The following is an 18881-nucleotide window of genomic DNA, read 5'->3' on the forward strand; positions in this document are numbered from 1 at the left end:
ATTAAAAGCTGCCTTAAAGTGTTAAGGCAGCTTAATAAAACAAGAAAGTATAATTTTTAATTGATAATTACTATTGACAATAAATGAATGAACATTTATTATAGAATAAAATAGAGGTGAGTTAATGAGAAAGAAAGATGATGAAAAACAAAAGAAAATAAAAGAAGCTGTTATTAAGTTAACCCTTCATGAAGGTTTTCATGGTGCATCAATTTCTAAAATTGCAAAAGAAGCTGGAGTTTCACCTGCAACAGTGTATATCTATTATGATAATAAAGAAGTAATGCTTAGGGATATTTATAGAGAATATTCAGAAGAAGTATTTGAATATTTATTAAGCAAACTTAAAAATGAAATGGATGGAAAGAAAATAATAGAACAGCTTATTAGAAATTATTATTCATATATAAATGAAAATGAAGAAGTTTTTCATTTCGTTGATCAATTCTCAAGTTGTCCAGCACTGTCTAATAATTGCAAAGGGAAGTCTGGAATATGTATTCTTTATAATTTGTTAGATAATATGAAGGATAAGAAAATAATTAAAAATTATAGAAATGAAAATATAGTTGCAATATTATTTTCACCACTAAAAGCAATTGCTATTAACAAAAATGATAATGATAAGGAAAAAGAGTTAATTGAAGAAATGATACAAATAATTCAATATGCTCTATTAGTATAAGTAAATGATTCATTTATTTTGCGAGGCTATTTTTATAATATTATAATAAATAATCTCGTTAAAAAAATAGAATATAATAAATGAACATTCACTTAAGAAAATTTATTAGAAGGAGTGAGTAATATGGAAAAATATAATTTAAAGAATAATGAAGCAATAGTAATACCTGTAGCAAACTTAGTTTTATTAACAGGTATGACATATACATTAAGAATAAATAGATTAACAAAAGAGGAATTAGAGATTTTATCTAATGGAGATAATAATGCTATTGCTCTACCCTTAAGGCAAAACTTTAATAGAGAGGACTTAAAGGAAGAAGACTTACATAATGTAGGCGCATTGTTTAAGATAATTGATATAGTTAATAAGGATGATGCACATCAAGCAAAAATCAAAGTTATAGATAGAGTAGAAATAAAAACATCAAGTTTTAAAGAAAATACTATAGTAGCTGAATATGAATTGGCCTCAGATATAAATGATATTGACGGAAAAAATAAAGAAGATATGCTTAAGTATATTAAGAAAACAACTGAAGAAATTGGTGAAAACTTTAAAGGAGCAGAAGCCTTCGTTAAGATTATCGAGGGCATGAGTGACTTAAATGCACTAATCGGATACTTAACTCAATACATGCAAATATCTAGTGAAGAAAAATATGACTTAATGAAGACTCAAAGTGTAAAAGAGAGAAGCTTAAAGTTTATAGATTATCTTCTAAAACAAAGAGAAAGTATTCAATTGCAATTTGAGATGGCTGAACGATTCAATAAAAAAGCCAATAAGAGCTATAGAGAAGCTGTTTTAAGGGAACAACTTAAAGCCATACAAGAGGAACTAAGTATAGGCAAAGATGGAAGTAAGAAGAAGGATGCAGATTATAGAGAAAGAATAAAAGAAGCAAAAATGCCATCAGAAGTGGAGGAAGTTGCATTAGAAGAAGTAACAAAACTCGAAAATCAAAACCCAAGTAGTTCAGAATATAATGTTATACGTAATTATTTAGAACTTTTATTAAAGCTTCCGTGGAATGTTGATGAGCAAAAAGGTATAAATGTTGTTAGAGCAAGAAAAATTCTTAATGATGAGCATTATGGATTAGAAAAAGTTAAGGAAAGAATATTGCAATATTTAGCAGTAATGAAGCTTAAGAAAAATAAAAAGGGTTCAATTTTATTGTTAGTAGGGCCTCCAGGAACAGGTAAAACAAGCTTAGGTAAAAGTATCTCAGAAGCGCTTAATAGAGAGTATATACGTTTAAGTTTAGGTGGAGTTAGAGATGAGGCTGAAATACGAGGTCATAGAAGGACATATGTAGGAGCAATGCCTGGAAGAATAATTCAAGGAATTAAAAATTCAGGAGTTAAAAATCCAGTAATGATACTTGATGAAATTGATAAGTTAATGACTGGTTACAACGGAGATCCTGCAAGTGCATTATTAGAAGTTCTTGATCCAGAACAAAATAGTACATTTACTGATCATTATTTAGATGTACCATATGATTTATCACAAGTATTCTTTATAGCAACAGCAAATTCTACTCAAGGAATACCTGCACCACTATTAGATAGAATGGAAGTTATTCAAATATCAAGCTATACAATTAATGAGAAGTTTCATATAGCTAAAAATCATCTAATTCCTTCAGTAATTGAGGAACATGGATTAACATCCAAGAAATTAATTATAGAAGATGATGCACTGCAAGCAATCATAAGTGATTACACTATGGAAGCAGGGGTTAGAGGACTTAAAAAGCAATTAGCAACAATAGCTAGAGTAGCTACTGAAAAAATTGTATCAAGCAAGAAAAAGGATGCGTTTATAGTAAAAGAAGAACAATTAGAGGAACTACTAGGAAGAAAGGTATCAATACATGATAAAGCTCAGGATAGCAATCCTGCTGGTGTAGTAACAGGTCTTGCTTGGACACCTGTAGGGGGAGAAATTCTCTTCATAGAAGCTACAGATATGCCTGGTAATGGACAAGTTATTTTAACTGGTAAACTTGGAGATGTAATGAAGGAATCAGCTAGAATATCTTTAAGTCTATTAAAGTCAAGATTTGCAGTGAATACATTTAAAGAAAAAGATTTACACATTCATGTACCTTCAGGAGCAGTTCCAAAGGATGGTCCATCCGCAGGAATAACCCTATTTACAGCACTAGCATCTTTAGTTACAGGGGTGAGAGTAAATCCTAAATTAGCAATGACAGGTGAGATTACTTTAAGAGGTGCTGTATTACCAATAGGTGGATTAAAAGAAAAACTCATAGGGGCTCAAAGAGCTGGAATAAAAAAAGTATTAATACCAAAAGATAATGTTGTTGACTTAAAGGATGTTCCAGAAGAAATCAAGGAAGAATTAGAGATAATAGCTGTGGAGACAATAGAGGAAGTAATAAAAGAAGCTTTAGGAATATCATTACCATCAGTACAACGCGTGTTAAACCCAGAACTATCCCTTGTAGGACAGTTTAATATATCAGAAGTATAAGTAAATTATAGATTTAAGGAGAATTAATTAAATGCTTAATTTTAACTATTCAATACCCACTAATATATTTTTTGGAAAGGAACAAGTTAGTGTTTTACCGAATGAAATAAAAAAATATGCATCTAAAGTGCTAATTGTATACGGTGGAGGAAGCATTAAGAGAAGTGGACTATATGATAAGGTTATTGAACTTTTAAAAGGAAATAATATTGAATATTGGGAACTCTCTGATGTAGAACCTAATCCTAGAATAACAAGTGTTCGTGAAGGTGTTAGAATATGCAAAGAGAATAATATAGAATTAGTACTTGCAGTAGGCGGAGGAAGTTCAATAGACTGTGCAAAAGTAATTGCAGCTGGTTATTACTATGAGGGAGATTCATGGGATATAGTAAAAGATCCAAGAAAAATAACAAATGTACTTCCTTTAGCCAGCATACTAACATTATCTGCTACAGGTTCTGAAATGGATGCAGGAGCTGTTATAAGCAATTTAGACACAAATGAAAAACTTGGAACAGGACATCCGTTAATGGCACCAAAGTTTTCTATATTAGATCCAACCTATACATTTACAGTACCTGCTTCTCAAACTGCAGCAGGTACTGCAGATATAATGAGTCATATATTTGAAGTATACTTCAGCAGGACAAAAGAGGCATATTTACAGAATAGAATGGCAGAAGCATTGCTTAAAACTTGTATAAAATATGGACCAATTGCAATGGAAGAGCCAGAAAATTATGAAGCTAGATCTAACTTAATGTGGGCATCAAGCTTAGCGATAAATGGATTACTAAGCTATGGTAAGAGAACTGAGTGGAGTGTTCACGCTATGGAACATGAATTGAGTGCTTTTTATGATATTACACATGGTGTTGGTCTTGCAATATTAACTCCTCATTGGATGAAATATATATTAAATGAAGATACTTTAGATAACTTTGTTCAATATGGAGTAAATGTTTGGGGAATAGATGAGAATGAAGATAAAATTGCTATAGCAAATAAAGCAATAGAAAAAACTAGAGAATATTTCAATGGATTAGGAATTCCATCAAGATTATCTCAAGTGGGCATTAATTCTGAAAAGTTAGAAGTAATGGCAAATCAAGCTACTAGAAGAGGGGTTTTAGGAAATCTAAGACAACTTAGTTCGCAAGATGTATTAAATATATATAAATTAGCACTATAGTAAATAGAAAATGATATTTATCTCTAATGTCATCCTGTAATAATGGATAAGGCATTAGAGATTTTTTATTATAGGAAAAATATTCATAAAAAAGCTTAAAGAATTAGCTTGGATATACTATAATAATTCTAAGTTATATGGATAATTAAATAAAATAATAGATAATAGATAATAGTTTGATTGGAAGTGCATTATAATGAAGCAAACCAAAAGAATAATAATTTTTGCCATTGTTTTGGTTATTGGAACCATTATTTTTAATAATAAAGCAATAGTTAAGGCAAAGATGAATAATAAACTAAGTCTTACAGAAGATGAGATAAACTGGCTTGAAGAAAATAAGGACAAGACCTTTACCTTAGGAGTGGATCCCAATTTAGGGTCAGAGTATTTCAAATATAATAATGAAAAACAAGGTTATCTTACTCCCCTTATGAAAAATATAAGTGACGATCTTGGAATAAAAGTTAAGATAGAAACTGATAACTGGGGAAAAATTTTTTCAGACTTAGAAAGTAATAAAATAGATTTACTTTATGGTGCCAATGAAACTCAAGAAAGAGACAAGTTTATGGCATTCACAGATCCAATTATTAAAATACCTTATGTAATAATTTCAAGAAAGAATAATTCAATCAAAACAATTGGAGATATAGATAAAAAAACAGTTGGATTTATGGAAAAGGACTACATAATTGATAACCTGCCTAAAGTATATAAAAATATTACCTATAATAAAAAAACATATGTAAATCAACAACAAGAAATTAATGCGCTATTACATAATGAAGTGGATGCTGTTATTATGTCTGGAGGTTCAGTAATTTACGATTATTTATATAAATACCCTGATTTAGCTTATGTATCTAAGATAAGTAATATAAACTCTGATATGACTTTTTCAGCGAAAAAAGAAAATACTCGATTGATAGAAATAATAAATAAAGAAATAGAATATTTAAAAAACAAAAATTTATCAGAAATTATAAATAGTGCACAGATAAAATATAACCTGAAAGTAATGAATTTGACTGAGGAAGAAGAAAAATGGCTTTTAGAAGATGGAAAAGCAAATGTAGGTGTAATAGAAGATTATCTTCCTTTCGACTATTATGATGAAGGTGAATTCAAAGGAATCGATGGAGAACTAATAAAAGAAATATCAAGAATGACTGGTATAAAATTCAGCTATACTCTTAGTGATTTTGATAGTTTGTCAGATAGTCTTAGAGCAGGGAAAATAGATGTATTAAATATTGCGAAAACGGATGAAAGAGTGAGTTCTGTATTATATCCTCAATCTTTTAGTAAAGAAAGAAACATAATAGTTGGAAGAAAAGATGAAAAAGAAGCCAGAGATATATATGGGTTAGAAGGGAAAACTGTTGCAGTTATAAATGGTTTTTGGCAGGATGAAGTTTTAGTTAAAAGTCTTTCAAATGTAAAGATAAGAAGAACTAACAATATTCAAGAATCTATGCAACTTGTTCATGAGGGAAAAGCAGATTATCTTATCGAAAATCCAACTGTTGTTAGATACTATACTGAGGAACTTCAGTATTATGATTTAGTTCAAAGAGGAAATACTAGTAATGATTCATTTTTGTATTTAGGAGTTTCAAAAAATAAGCCTGAGCTAGCAGGGATAATAAATAAGGTATTACCTATGATAGATATGGATGAGATATATCAAAAGGGTTACGAGGAAGTACCCCATATGAATTACGATAAAAGCAATGAAAATCTCTTTATACTAGTAATAGTTTTATTAATGATTATAATTATAATAATACTATTTATTGTTAAATTAATAGGCGCATTAATACGCGCAAAAACGGAGAAAGAACTATTGCAGCAGAGAGAATATTATCTTTCAATAGATCCTCTCACAGAATTTTATAATAGGAGTTACTTTAATACTAAGTTTTTAAACAATACTGATGAATTAATGTATCCTCAAGTACTAATTGTAGCAGATATAAACAATTTAAAGATTGTAAATGATACATATGGACATTACTATGGAGATACATACATAAAATTATTTTCAGATGCTTTAAGAGAAGCGTGCCCAAATGATAGTGTTATATTTAGGATTGGTGGAGATGAATTTTTTATAGTAATCAATAATTCAAATGAGGAAATTGCAGTAGAGGTAATAAATAAAATACATGAAAGTTCTAAGAAAAAGAGAGTATCACTTGATGGAAAGGATATGTTTGTTCCAACTGGAGCTATAGGATATTCTATTAGATATTCATCAGAAATATCATTTGAAGATTTATATAAAGCAGCAGATGAGAATATGTATATGAATAAACGAATGTTTAAAAAGAAAATTGAATAGAAATAAAAAAAAGGAGTTGAGCAGGGGTGTTTCTTTGAACACTAATGCCACAACTCTTTTTTATTTTGAAATTAATCTTTATTAATAAAATAATCTAGTAAATCCTCTATGCTAACAATACCAACCACTTTATCATTTTTGACTACAGGCATAGCAATAATATTGTTATCACGTAGGCGTTTTGCAACAACAAGTATATCTTCATCAGATCTAGCAGTTATTACTGATTTTGACATAACCCAGTCTACAGGACAACTATCATAATGACCAGGATGAATCATGAATCTATATATATCAGCTTTTACAACCATACCTACTAAGGTATTGGTTTCATCTACCACAGGCATACCGTTTAGATTAAGATTTTGTAAGGTTTCTAAGGCCTTATCTACAGTGTCATTTACATTAATGGTATGTAAATCGTGTTTAATAATTTCAGTTATTTTCATAATATCATCCCCTTTAAAATTGTTATACTAACTAAATGTAAACGATTGATAGTTATATTAGTATTTTACTATAAAAAGAAGAAGTTTAAAATATAAATTTAAACTAATCTTCTTTAAAAGACTCTATAAATTTTTTAGATAGAGCAGAAATATATTTACTTTTTGACCAGATGAGAGCAATTCTGGTTGTTAAGTTTTCATTTAATATCACTTTTGTATACAAATTTTTATTATAAGCTAGTGGAAATGCAGATTTGGGGATTATTCCTACACCTAAACCCGCATTTGCCCATAATATTGTGGTTCTGGCATCGTCATTTTTACAAAAAATATTTGGAGTAAATCCTTCTTCTACACAAGTGTCGCTAATTAGTTGTTCAAATCTTCTATATATAATTAAAGGAATACCTTTTAAATCTTTTATGGATATGGTACTTGATTCTGATTCAAGGTATGATTTTGTCATAACAGCAATCATTGGTTCTGGATCAGTATATATGCAATTATAAGACTTAGTAGCAAAAGGTGTTCTAACTACTCCAAGTTCTATTACTCCTTTATCAAGTAAATCTAACACTTTAAATGTATTTCCTTCATATAGTTCAAATTTTATTCCAGAATATTTATTATGAAACTCTGTTATCTTATTATTTAGCAAAATAGTACCTGAGGAAGAAACAGTACCTATTGAAATACTGCCATTTAAACCATTGCTAAAATCAGTTATTTCATTAATAGCATATTCTGAAAGATTTATAATTTGTTCAGCTCTATTTTTTAGTATTTTTCCAGCATCAGTAAGTTGAAGGCTTCTTGCACCTCTGTCAAAAAGTTTAACGTTTAATTCTTCTTCTAGAAGCTTGAGTTGGTGACTAAGAGGTGGTTGAGCCATATGAAGCCTTTTGGCGGCAGCAGTGATTTGTCCTTCTTCAGATATGGTTAAAAAATATTTTAATTGTTTTAAATCCATAGTAACCTCCAATTAACCATACTTTTTTCGTATGGTGTATATATATAACCAATATTTTTAATATGGAAAATGCTATGTTATAATCATAGCTGCAAGAAGCAACAAAGGCAATATTATTTTATTGACTGCGGGGGAAAGTTAAGTATGAATGTATTAAAGGAATTCATTAGACCATATAAAAAAGAATGTATAGTAGGACCAATCTTTAAGTTAATTGAAGCGATTTTAGAGTTATTACTTCCAGCAATTATGGTGCTTGTAATTGACAATGGTATAAAAAGTAAGGATATAGACTACGTTATTAAGATGGGTGTATTAATGTTAGCAATGTCTATACTTGGCTTTGGAAGTTCATTAGTATGTCAGCATTATGCTGCAAGAGCATCTCAAGGGTTTGGAACTAATCTTAGAGAGAAGTTGTTTTTACATATATTACAGCTTTCTAGTGCCGAAGTAGATAAACTAGGAAAAGCATCATTAATAAATCGTATTACAAATGATATAAATCAATTACAGATTGCAGTGGCTATGTTTATTCGATTGGTAATAAGAGCTCCTTTCATATGTATAGGTGCGATATTTATGTCCATGCTATTAGACTTTAAATTATCATTGATTTTAATTGTTTCAACTCCTATATTTGGAATAGTAATTTATTTTATTATTAATAAAACCTCGCCTTTATACACAATATATCAAAGTAAGTTGGATAAGCTAGGGAGAACAATAAGTGATAACCTTACCGGTATAAGAGTGATAAGGGCCTTTGCGAAAGTAGATTTAGAAAAAGTGAAATTCGACGATGCAAATGATGAATTAACTAATACCATAATAAAAGTTGGGAGAATATCTATATTACTAAATCCATTAACAACCTTCGGAATGAATATAGCAGTAATTATAATTCTTTGGATTGGAGGAATACGAATCAATGCAGGAGATATTACCCAAGGTGAGATTATTGCCTTCGTTAACTATATAATGCAGGTTCTTTTAGCATTAATTGTTGTATCAAATTTAGTAATAATTTTTACAAAGGCAAACTCGTCTGCCAAAAGAGTAATAGAAGTAATTAATACAACTCCTTCAATTACTAGTGAGAATATTGAAGAAGTAATTGAGAATTCTGAATCTCCAGTGGTAGAATTCGAGGATGTTTCATTTAGATATAGTGAAGCAGGAAATCTTGCGTTGAAGAATATTACTCTTAACATAAATCAAGGTGAGACTATAGGAATAATTGGAGGGACAGGCTCAGGAAAATCTACGTTTGTGAACTTGATTGCTAGGTTATATGATGCTAGTAATGGTGAAATTAGAATAGATGGAAAAAATATAAAGAAATACAATCTAAAGGAATTACGAGAAAAAGTAGTATTTGTACCACAAAAATCAGTACTTTTTAGTGGAAGTATATTAACCAATATACAACTTGGAAATAAGAAGGCAGCTATAGAAGATATCAAAAGATCTAGTAGAATAGCCCAAATAGAAGAGTTCATAGATAATTTACCAGAAGGATATAATAGTGAGGTTAATATGGAAGGCAGAAATTTCTCAGGAGGTCAAAAGCAACGTTTATCAATCGCTAGAGCTATGGCACGTAATTCAAAAATACTAGTATTAGACGATTCATCAAGTGCGTTGGATTTCTTGACTGATTACACATTAAGAAAAAGCATTAAAGAGGAAAAGAAGGATGTTACGTTAATTGTTATATCTCAAAGGATTTCTAGTGTAAAAAATTCTGATAGAATTATTGTGTTTGATAACGGAGAAATAGTGGGTGTTGATACTCATAAAAATTTATTAATGAATTGCAATGTTTACAAGGAAATATACTCCTCTCAGCATTTAGCTAAGGGGGAGAAAATATGAAAAAGAATACACTTCTAAGGATACTAGGGTATCTTGGAAAATATAAATTACTTTTCGCAGCATCAATTATATGTGCTATATTAAGTGTGATAATGAGCTTGATAAGTCCATATTTAATTGGAGTAGCTATAGATAATATGGTTGCACAGGGAATGGTAGACTTTGAGTATATTGCTAAAAGCTTATTTCTGCTTTTCATCATATACGCCATTAGTAATACTTTAGTGTGGATACTTAGTTATTTAACAAATTATATATCATTTAAAGCAACAAATGATATGAGACGTGAATTATTTAATAACATGAACCAGTTCCCATTAAAGTTTTATGATACTAGTAATCATGGTGATATAATTAGTAGATTTACAAATGATATAGATGCAGTTTCAGATGGAATGGTGCAAGGAATATCAACATTATTAACAGGAATAAGTACAATAATAGGAGCAATAGTGTTTATGATATATATAAATCCAAGTATGACCTTAGTTGTATTAGTATCAGCTCCAGCTTCATTTTTTGTTGCAAGGTATGTTACAAAAAATTCTCAAAGGATGTTTAAAGAACAAGCTAAAATACTAGGAAAATTGAATGGGTATGTTGAAGAGTATATTGGAGGATTACAGGTTGTTCAATTATTTAATGCAGAAGAAGAGATATTTAATAAATTCAATAAGATAAATAATGAGTTGTATAATACAGGCGTAAAAGCCCAATTTTATGGATCATTAACTAATCCATCTACTAGATTAATTAATAATATGACCTATTCTATAGTCGGTATTATAGGAGGGATAGCTGCAATTCTGGGAAAAATAACTGTTGGAAATATAAGTAGTTTTCTTATATATTCTAACCTATTTGCAAAGCCTTTTAATGAAATATCTGGTGTACTAACACAAATACAAGCAGCTATTGCTTCAGCTGATAGAATTTTTAATATAATGGATATGAAGCAAGAAAAAAAAGATGGGATAATATCACATAGCAGATTAATGGAGGCAAATGAAATCGGTAATTTAGTATTCAAAGATGTTAGTTTTTCCTATTCTCCTGATATATCATTAATTAAGAATTTTAATTTAAAGGTAAAAGCAGGAAGTAGGATTGCGATAGTGGGGAAAACTGGATCGGGAAAAACAACCTTAGTAAATTTACTAATGAGATTTTATGATATTAATTCAGGGAGTATTTATTTAGATAATACTGATATTTCAGAAATACCTAGAGATGAATTAAGAAGATATTTTGGAATAGTACTTCAAGATTCATGGTTGTTTGAAGGAACCATATTTGATAATATCGCCTATGGAGAACCAGATGCAAGCTATGAGGAAGTAGTAAAGGTAGCTAAGGATGTAGGAGCTCATAATTTTATTATGCAACTACCGAAAGGGTATTCCACTACAATTAGTAGTGCCGGAGAAAATTTATCTCAAGGACAAAAACAGCTAATAACTATTGCAAGAGTTATGCTTATAAATCCTCCTATGCTCATATTAGATGAAGCAACTAGTAATATAGATACTAGAACGGAAATAAGAATACAAAAAGCATTTTTAAAATTACTTAATGGAAGAACTAGCTTCATTATAGCGCACAGGTTGTCAACTATTAAAGAGGCAGATTTAATATTAGTCATGGATAATGGGAATGTTGTAGAGAGTGGAAATCACGATCAATTAATAAAGATGAAAGGTTACTATTACAAGTTGTATAATAGCCAATTTGAAGATATATAAAAAAGGGAGCATTAATTCTAATGCTCCCTTTTCATGTACATTTTACTTTTTTCTCTTTTTGGCAAATACATAAACAATAAATATTAGTACAGCAGCTATAACTATATAGTCAGCTATATGAAGCCAAGAACGAATTACTTCCCAATTTTCCCCCATAATATAGCCTGCATAGCCAAGTACTATGCTCCAAATTAATGAGCCTAAGAATGTATATATAACAAATTTATTGAAATTCATTTTGCTAATTCCAGCAGGAAGTGAGATAAATGTTCTAATAATAGGTAGTAATCTAGAGAAAAAGGCTATTTTCTCTCCATATTTATTAAAATAATTGTCACTCATTTCTAGATGTGATTTTGATAATCTCAATTTAGTTGCATATTTTTCAACTAAAGGTCTACCGCCTTTGGCACCAAGGTAATATGCAAAAATAGAACCAGCAGTTCCACCTAATGTTCCAATGATAATAACAAGCGGAAGACTAAGACGTGTGCCCGCATATGCTGAAGAAGCTAAATACCCACCAAAAGGTAAAATTGCTTCACTTGGAATAGGAATACACGCACTTTCTAGTCCCATTAATAAAAAAACACCAAAGTATCCTAATTTGCCTAAGACAAAGATAGCCCAATTAACAATAAACTCAATCATTTAAAATCTCCTTAATTAAAAGTTAATATATTATGTAGACATAATTATAACATATGAATGTTTAATAAACAAAAAATATGTGAATAAAATGGCTTACTTATAAGGGCTTGGTTAAAATACTCAATGTTAAATTTGTATAAAAAACCTCTTAAACAATTCATAAATTTATGAAATTATTTTTTTTAATGATTAATTTAGATAAAATTGAAAAATTTTGTCTTACATATAAACTAATGTAAGTAATTATCCGAAATATTGTATATCTAGAATATATTTATTAAGTGTGTAATTAAGTGTTAAAATAAAGTCATATTATCAAAAGTGGAGGTACATTATATGGAGGCTGCAAAAAAATCATTTTTAGTTGAAGATTTAAAACCAGGCATGATTGCCGCGAAGGAAATAAGAGCTGAGGGCAAGGTGCTTATTGCAAAGGGATTCCCAATTACCGAGGCAGTATTACATAGGTTAAAAGAAAAATATATTTTAACAAAAATTGAAGTCTATTCTGAAGATGATGCAGTTTTAATGAATACCACTCTTGAAAAACAGAAAACAGTAAAACAGATAGCCGAAGAATTTAATAGATTTTCAGAGAATATAAAATACATTTTTAATAATGTATTTAATGTTAAAATATCAGGGATAGATGAAGTAAGAAAGTTTGCTAAAGAGATTCAGGATGAGCTTGACTCAACTAGCGCAATTATTAAAAACATTGTACTCTATGGTAGTGGAGATGATGCTATATATAGACATTGTGTTAATGTAGCAGCATTAAGTTGTATCCTAGGAAATTGGTTAGAGCTTAGCGATAAGGATAATAACTTACTTACATATTCAGCCATACTTCATGACTTTGGGAAAACAAAATTAAAAGAAGATGTTTTATATAAGGTAGACCCATTAACAACTAAAGAATTTAGTGAAATCAAGAATCATACTGTATTAGCATACAATTCTATAAGAAGTGTGCCATACTTAGATAGTTCAGTTAGTCTGGGTATATTAATGCATCATGAAAGAATGGATGGTTCAGGTTATCCATTTGGGATAAGAGATGAGCAGATACATGATTTCGCAAAAATAATAGCAATTGCAGATGTATTTGATGCAATTAATTCAGACAGAGTTCATAAAAAGAAGAGAAGACCTTTTGAAGCATTAGAGATAATAAAAGAAGAAAGTAAAGGGAAATTACATTATGAATTCTGTAATGTGTTTCTAAGTAATATAGTAAATTATTATACAGGGGAAAAGGTACTTTTGAGCAATGGAGAAGAATGTAAAATAATTCAGATTGATATAAATGATATAGCAAGACCATTATTATTTAGCAAAGATGGTTTCTTAGACTTAAAGAAAGAAAAAGATATATACATAGAGAAATTGCTTGTTTAAAATAAAAATAAATTTGATGACTAAAAGGGTATTATTAAGTAAACTAATAATATCCTTTTGCTTTTGCATGGATATTAGTTTTAGCCAATTAAGGATATAATTAAGGAAGATATTTATTGGATGGTGGAATTTATATGATGAAAAGTTTAAAAGCTGGAGATTTCATAGGAATAGTAGCATGCTCTAATAAATTACAATTGAGGAATAGAGAAAAAATTCATGAACTAGAGGAGTTTATTAATTGTTTAGGTTTAAAGATTAAGTATGGCAACAACATATATGAAGAAGAGTGTTGTTATGAAGAACCAAGAGAGAAAGCACAAGGGCTTATGAATCTATTTATGGATAAAAGAGTTAAAGTAATATTTGATATTTCTGGTGGAGATTTAGCTAATGGAGTATTAGATTTATTAGATTTTAATTTGATAAAAGATAATCCCAAAATATTCTGTGGATATAGTGATTTAACGGTCATTATAAATCCACTAAACACTAAGGCAAAGATTGAAACCTATTATTATCAAATTAGAAACTTAGTAGGAGAATATAAAGAACAACAACAGAAAGAATTTATGAGAACATTTTTCCAAGGAAATAATGATTTGATAAATTTTAAATATAACTGGATTCAAGGGGATAAACTTCAGGGTGAAGTAATTGGAGGAAATTTAAGATGCTTTTTAAAGCTATCAGGAACAAAATATATGCCGAGCTTTGATAATAAAGTTCTTTTTTTAGAAAGTTTAGGTGGAGATGCTAAGAAGATAACTACATATTTAACTCAATACAAGCAAATAGGAGCTTTTGAGAAGATAAGTGGTATTATTTTAGGCTCTTTTTCGGAAATGGAGGATAGAAATTATTATCCAAAGGTTGAAGAAATACTTTTAAATATTATAGAAGATAAAAAGATCCCTATTATTAAGACAGCTTATTTAGGGCATAGACAAAATAGTAAGGCTATTTCAATAGGTAAGAGTATTAATTTATTTAAGGAGACATTTTATGAAAAATAAATTTAACTTAGAGAAATTTATAAAAAAGTATCCTTATGCAAAGGATGAAATTGAGAATAATTATGTTGATTTAGTAGAATTAAATAATATATATGATGATTACATGAATTTTAAAGATAACTATGAATCTCAAGCAGATTTTATATCAAATATATTAAGAACTCATAATCAAATTCACTCAGTTAAATCAAGAGTTAAGGAACCTGAAAGATTGATAGAAAAAATCATTAGAAAGACATCAGATAGGAAGGAAAAGTATGGGGAAGGTTTTAAGTTTACAACAGAAAATTATAAAAATGAAATAAATGATTTAATCGGCATAAGAGCAATACATATATTTAAACAGGATTGGGAAAGTATACATGAATTTATACAAGCTACTTGGAAGGTAATAGAAATTACTGCAAATGTAAGAGCAGGAGATGACACTAAGAGATTTGAAGAACTAGGAATTGAAATTAAGTCTAGACAATCTGGATATAGATCAGTCCATTATCTCATAGAATTTTATCCTACTAATCAAAAGGTTATAGCAGAAATTCAAGTTAGAACTATATTTGAAGAAGGGTATGGGGAGATAGATCATCAACTTAGGTATTCTCATAAAGAAATACCAAGTATACTTGAATCAAATTTATTACTATTCAATAGAATTGCTGGAAGTGCTGATGAAATGGCATCATTAATTAATTTATTAAGCAAAGACTTGGGTGAAATAGAGCAAAAGTATGCCCAAGCAATAACTGAAAAAGACGAAGAAATAAAAAGATTAAAGGAGAAAAAATGAGAGTAGATTTAGAAGAAATTATATATGCAATGGATTTTATGGATGAGGGAGCAGGGGCGTATTATCATAAGAAAAGTGAAATAGTTTTATCCATATCACAAAGAGAATATTTAGCAGCTAAAACTGGAGTGGAGATAGATAATTATCCTGAGTGGCAGCAAGAAGCAGTAAAATGGGCCTATGATATAGTTGAAAATAAAGAAAGTTATATAAAATTACCTGATAAATTAGAGTTCGATGATACTACAATATTAAAATTATTCATAAAAGAAATTGATGAAAGTGTAAGGGAAAAAATTGAGGCCGACCTGTCTAGAGGGAAAGATATTAGATATATAAGAGAAAATTATAGTGAAATTTTTGATGGCGAAGCATGGTATGAATATAAGGATAATTTTTTCATAAGTTTAGCAAAAGACTGGTGTAAGGCAAATAATATTATATTTAATTAAATTAAGAAAAAACTAAAATATACGATAAAGTTGTTATGTAATAAAAGTGTTTAATTCGAAAATAAAAGAGAAGGTTTATATCAAAACTTTATTCCAGAAAGTAGGTATATTTGATGTTATATTCAGTGCAATTCATTAGAGCTGTAATTGAAAATATGATAAATGCTTTTTCGTATAATAAAATAATAACAGATGAACTAGGTAATGCTATAGATTATGAAATTGTTGAAGTTAATAAGGCATTTGAAAGTGCTGCAGAAATGAGACGTGAAGAGATAATAGGAAAGCGTATAAAAGAAGAAATGAAAAATAGCAGCAAGGAAAAGGCTCATTGGCTTGAATTTTATAATGATGTTTCTATTTGCGGGAAATGTAATATTATAGAACGATATAGTCAAGTTACTAATAGGTGGTACCTAATAAATACATACTCAATAGAGAATGGATATTTTGTTTTAATATTTATAGATGTAACGGCTATAAAGGAAAGACAATTAGAATTAGAAAAAAAGAATTCAATATTAAATAAGCAAGTTGAAGAACTTGAACTTAAAATTTCTATGGCTTTAGAAAAAGAAAAAAGACAAAAAAGAGCACAAGAAATAGGAAATCTAGGTAGCTGGGAACTGGATTTAATAACAGGAAATCTGAATGCATCAGAAGAAGCTTTCAAATTATATGGGCTAAAAGAAAACCGGGATATATTAAAATTTGAAGATTTAAATTTCTATGTTCACCAGGATGATAAAGAGAGAAAAATTAAAGCTTTTGAAGATTTGATTTGTGGAAAAGGAAAGTATGATATTGAATATAGAATAATAAGGGAAGATACCAATGAACTTAGATATATTCATTCAATTGCAGATGTTGAAAAAGACATTAATGAAAATTCAATACGAGTTATTGGTGTAATTAATGATATTACTGATAAGGTAAATTATGAGATTGGATTAAGCAATAAAAATCAAGAATTAGAAGCACTTTACGAACAAATTGCAGCATCAGAAGAAGAATTAACTAGACAATTACAAGAAATTCAGGATAGTAATGAAATGTTAGAATTAAGTGAAGAAAGATATAAAACTTTAGTTAATTCATCTCAAGACATGATATATAGTTGTGATATAAATGGGGTTTTTACCACTGTAAATAAGAAGTTTTGTGAGATAATGAAACACGATTCAAAAGATATTGTTGGAAAAACTATGGCTGAAATAGTAAATAAACAAGAGAACTCAAAGAAGTGGGACATAGTTATTCAAAAAGTTATAAGTTCGAAGGAAACAATAATCACAGAAAGGAAATTTATAGCTCAAGATGGTAGAACACGGTACTTTAATGTTACGTTATGCCCAATATTTGATGGTAAAGGAAATGTTATAGGGGTTACGGGAACAAATCATGATATAACTACACTAAAAGAACATGAGTTAACAATTTCTCATATGGCATATCACGACAATTTAACCAATTTACCTAATAGAAATCTTTTCTTAGACAAATTAAAAGAGGCAATTTCAGATTCAAATGTAAATAACACTAAAGTTGCAGTATTATTCTTAGATGTTGATAATTTTAAAAAAGTTAATGATGCTTTAGGTCACTCAGTTGGCGATGAATTACTATTACTTACAACTCAAAGATTAAGCGAATGTGTAAATGAGAAGAATTTAATTGCTAGACTTGGAGGAGATGAATTTTCAATTCTTTTTGAAAATATTAATAAGGTTACTGATATTATTGAGACAGTGGAAAATATAAATAAACTATTTATTGATGATTTTAATATTAATGAGAATTTCATTAACTTAAGTGCGAGTATCGGAATCTCAGTTTATCCAGATGATGGACAAACTGCTGAAGACTTAATGAAAAATTCTGAAACTGCTATGTATAGAGCTAAGGAATTAGGTAAGAATACCTATCAGATTTTCAATGTAAATATGAAAGAGGAATTAATTAAGAAAATAAGTATTGAAGGTATGATAAGAAATGGATTAAAGAAGAAAGAATTTCTTTTATACTATCAACCACAATATCAAGCAAAAACAAGAAAATTAAGAGGATTTGAAGCATTAATAAGGTGGAACAATCCCGTGGTTGGGTTTTTAAGTCCATTAGAATTTATACCAATTGCTGAGGAAACTGGATTAATTGTTCAACTAGGTGAATGGGTACTGAATACTGCAGCTGAAATGTATAAAAAGATAAAAAACAAGTATGGAATAGAAGTAATAATGAGTGTAAATATCTCTCCTATTCAGCTAAGACAGAAGAATTTTGTTAATTTAGTTTTAGGTGTAATTGATAGACTTAAAATAAAACCAGAAAATATAGAACTAGAAATTACAGAAAGCGTATTTATTGATAACTTTGACAATAGTATTGAAACATTAAAGAGACTAAGGAATTATGGAATAAGAATAGCACTTGATGATTTTGGAACAGGGTATTCATCACTAAGCTACTTGAAAAAGTTACCTATTAGTATTTTAAAAATAGATAAATCTTTTGTAGATGAGATTGATGAAAACAATAAAGAAGTAATACTTACTGATTCAATAATTTCTCTAGTTCACAAGCTTAATATAGAAACAATTGCAGAGGGCGTAGAAGATGAATATCAGCTTAAATATTTAGAAAAGGCAGAATGTGATAATTTTCAAGGATACTATTTAGGAAAGCCTATGCCTGAGGAAATGATAGAAAAAGTGATAAAATTTAAAGAAATTAATAAAAAATAGATAATATATGTTATAATTAGATTTATTGAATTATACTATAGATTTAGAAAAAGAAAAGC

At 29.1% G+C, this 18881-nt stretch carries 14 protein-coding genes; 11 read left to right on the plus strand and 3 right to left on the minus strand.

All coding sequences use genetic code 11. From position 1 onward, the window contains the following. Positions 1–124: 124 nt before the first annotated feature. From L1S47_RS18305 to L1S47_RS18320, 4 genes are all read left to right on the plus strand, one after another. Entirely contained in the window at positions 125–685 is a 561-nt protein-coding gene (locus L1S47_RS18305) for a TetR/AcrR family transcriptional regulator (RefSeq protein WP_238885913.1), read from the plus strand. A gap of 123 nt (positions 686–808) precedes the next feature. Then, on the plus strand, positions 809–3190 hold the full coding sequence (gene lon / locus L1S47_RS18310) for an endopeptidase La (RefSeq protein ID WP_238885915.1): 2382 nt from the start codon (positions 809–811) through the stop codon (positions 3188–3190). Positions 3191–3221: 31 nt separating this feature from the next. Continuing rightward, positions 3222–4385 carry an iron-containing alcohol dehydrogenase gene (locus L1S47_RS18315; RefSeq protein ID WP_238885917.1) on the plus strand — a complete coding sequence of 388 codons (1164 nt, stop codon included), beginning with the start codon at positions 3222–3224 and terminating at the stop codon, positions 4383–4385. A gap of 196 nt (positions 4386–4581) precedes the next feature. Next, on the plus strand, positions 4582–6732 hold the full coding sequence (locus L1S47_RS18320) for a transporter substrate-binding domain-containing protein (protein WP_238885919.1): 2151 nt from the start codon (positions 4582–4584) through the stop codon (positions 6730–6732). A gap of 71 nt (positions 6733–6803) precedes the next feature. Here L1S47_RS18320 and L1S47_RS18325 read toward each other — a convergent pair whose 3' ends face one another. Both L1S47_RS18325 and L1S47_RS18330 read right to left on the minus strand, forming a co-directional pair. Continuing rightward, the gene (locus L1S47_RS18325; protein WP_238885932.1) at positions 6804–7181 is read right to left on the minus strand and encodes a CBS domain-containing protein; all 378 of its coding nucleotides are present in this window, start codon (positions 7179–7181) and stop codon (positions 6804–6806) included. Positions 7182–7284: 103 nt separating this feature from the next. Further along, positions 7285–8151 (minus strand): LysR family transcriptional regulator, encoded by an 867-nt coding sequence (locus L1S47_RS18330; protein ID WP_238885935.1) that lies wholly within the window; start codon positions 8149–8151, stop codon positions 7285–7287. 144 nt (positions 8152–8295) lie between these two features. Between L1S47_RS18330 and L1S47_RS18335 the strand changes: the two genes are divergently transcribed. Beyond that, positions 8296–10029, plus strand: coding sequence for an ABC transporter ATP-binding protein (locus L1S47_RS18335; RefSeq protein ID WP_238885937.1), 1734 nt, complete (start codon positions 8296–8298; stop codon positions 10027–10029). Then, entirely contained in the window at positions 10026–11771 is a 1746-nt protein-coding gene (locus L1S47_RS18340) for an ABC transporter ATP-binding protein (RefSeq protein ID WP_238885940.1), read from the plus strand. Before L1S47_RS18335 ends, L1S47_RS18340 begins: the two co-directional genes overlap by 4 nt. A gap of 42 nt (positions 11772–11813) precedes the next feature. Here the strand turns inward: L1S47_RS18340 and L1S47_RS18345 are convergent, their stop codons facing one another. Next, the gene (locus tag L1S47_RS18345) at positions 11814–12422 is read right to left on the minus strand and encodes a DedA family protein (protein ID WP_238885942.1); all 609 of its coding nucleotides are present in this window, start codon (positions 12420–12422) and stop codon (positions 11814–11816) included. A gap of 336 nt (positions 12423–12758) precedes the next feature. Here L1S47_RS18345 and L1S47_RS18350 point away from each other — a divergent pair, with 336 nt between their 5' ends. The 5 genes from L1S47_RS18350 to L1S47_RS18370 all read left to right on the plus strand — a co-directional run bounded on the left by L1S47_RS18350 (position 12759) and on the right by L1S47_RS18370 (position 18822). Next, complete coding sequence (locus L1S47_RS18350) at positions 12759–13823, plus strand: HD-GYP domain-containing protein (protein WP_238885945.1); 1065 nt, start codon at positions 12759–12761, stop codon at positions 13821–13823. Positions 13824–13960: 137 nt separating this feature from the next. Beyond that, complete coding sequence (locus tag L1S47_RS18355) at positions 13961–14839, plus strand: S66 peptidase family protein (protein ID WP_238886052.1); 879 nt, start codon at positions 13961–13963, stop codon at positions 14837–14839. Continuing rightward, complete coding sequence (locus tag L1S47_RS18360) at positions 14829–15626, plus strand: RelA/SpoT domain-containing protein (RefSeq protein ID WP_238885947.1); 798 nt, start codon at positions 14829–14831, stop codon at positions 15624–15626. Before L1S47_RS18355 ends, L1S47_RS18360 begins: the two co-directional genes overlap by 11 nt. Next, positions 15623–16078 carry a hypothetical protein gene (locus L1S47_RS18365; protein ID WP_238885951.1) on the plus strand — a complete coding sequence of 152 codons (456 nt, stop codon included), beginning with the start codon at positions 15623–15625 and terminating at the stop codon, positions 16076–16078. The genes L1S47_RS18360 and L1S47_RS18365 overlap by 4 nt, the downstream gene beginning before the upstream one ends. Positions 16079–16191: 113 nt before the next feature. Next, positions 16192–18822: an EAL domain-containing protein gene (locus L1S47_RS18370; RefSeq protein WP_238885953.1), complete on the plus strand. Its 2631-nt coding sequence runs from the start codon at positions 16192–16194 to the stop codon at positions 18820–18822. Positions 18823–18881: the final 59 nt, after the last annotated feature.

It is taken from the genome of Clostridium sp. YIM B02551, assembly GCF_022324735.1.
In the GTDB taxonomy this organism is placed as follows: Bacteria; Bacillota; Clostridia; order Clostridiales; family Clostridiaceae; genus Clostridium_T; species Clostridium_T paridis.

Excerpts from the sequence above, each read along its gene's own strand:
- L1S47_RS18305 (WP_238885913.1), top strand. The coding sequence starts at position 125 with ATGAGAAAGAAAGATGATGAAAAACAAAAGAAAATAAAAGAAGCTGTT.
- lon (WP_238885915.1), top strand. The coding sequence starts at position 809 with ATGGAAAAATATAATTTAAAGAATAATGAAGCAATAGTAATACCTGTA.
- L1S47_RS18315 (WP_238885917.1), top strand. The coding sequence starts at position 3,222 with ATGCTTAATTTTAACTATTCAATACCCACTAATATATTTTTTGGAAAG.
- L1S47_RS18320 (WP_238885919.1), top strand. The coding sequence starts at position 4,582 with ATGAAGCAAACCAAAAGAATAATAATTTTTGCCATTGTTTTGGTTATT.
- L1S47_RS18325 (WP_238885932.1), bottom strand. The coding sequence starts at position 7,181 with ATGAAAATAACTGAAATTATTAAACACGATTTACATACCATTAATGTA.
- L1S47_RS18330 (WP_238885935.1), bottom strand. The coding sequence starts at position 8,151 with ATGGATTTAAAACAATTAAAATATTTTTTAACCATATCTGAAGAAGGA.
- L1S47_RS18335 (WP_238885937.1), top strand. The coding sequence starts at position 8,296 with ATGAATGTATTAAAGGAATTCATTAGACCATATAAAAAAGAATGTATA.
- L1S47_RS18340 (WP_238885940.1), top strand. The coding sequence starts at position 10,026 with ATGAAAAAGAATACACTTCTAAGGATACTAGGGTATCTTGGAAAATAT.
- L1S47_RS18345 (WP_238885942.1), bottom strand. The coding sequence starts at position 12,422 with ATGATTGAGTTTATTGTTAATTGGGCTATCTTTGTCTTAGGCAAATTA.
- L1S47_RS18350 (WP_238885945.1), top strand. The coding sequence starts at position 12,759 with ATGGAGGCTGCAAAAAAATCATTTTTAGTTGAAGATTTAAAACCAGGC.
- L1S47_RS18355 (WP_238886052.1), top strand. The coding sequence starts at position 13,961 with ATGAAAAGTTTAAAAGCTGGAGATTTCATAGGAATAGTAGCATGCTCT.
- L1S47_RS18360 (WP_238885947.1), top strand. The coding sequence starts at position 14,829 with ATGAAAAATAAATTTAACTTAGAGAAATTTATAAAAAAGTATCCTTAT.
- L1S47_RS18365 (WP_238885951.1), top strand. The coding sequence starts at position 15,623 with ATGAGAGTAGATTTAGAAGAAATTATATATGCAATGGATTTTATGGAT.
- L1S47_RS18370 (WP_238885953.1), top strand. The coding sequence starts at position 16,192 with ATGTTATATTCAGTGCAATTCATTAGAGCTGTAATTGAAAATATGATA.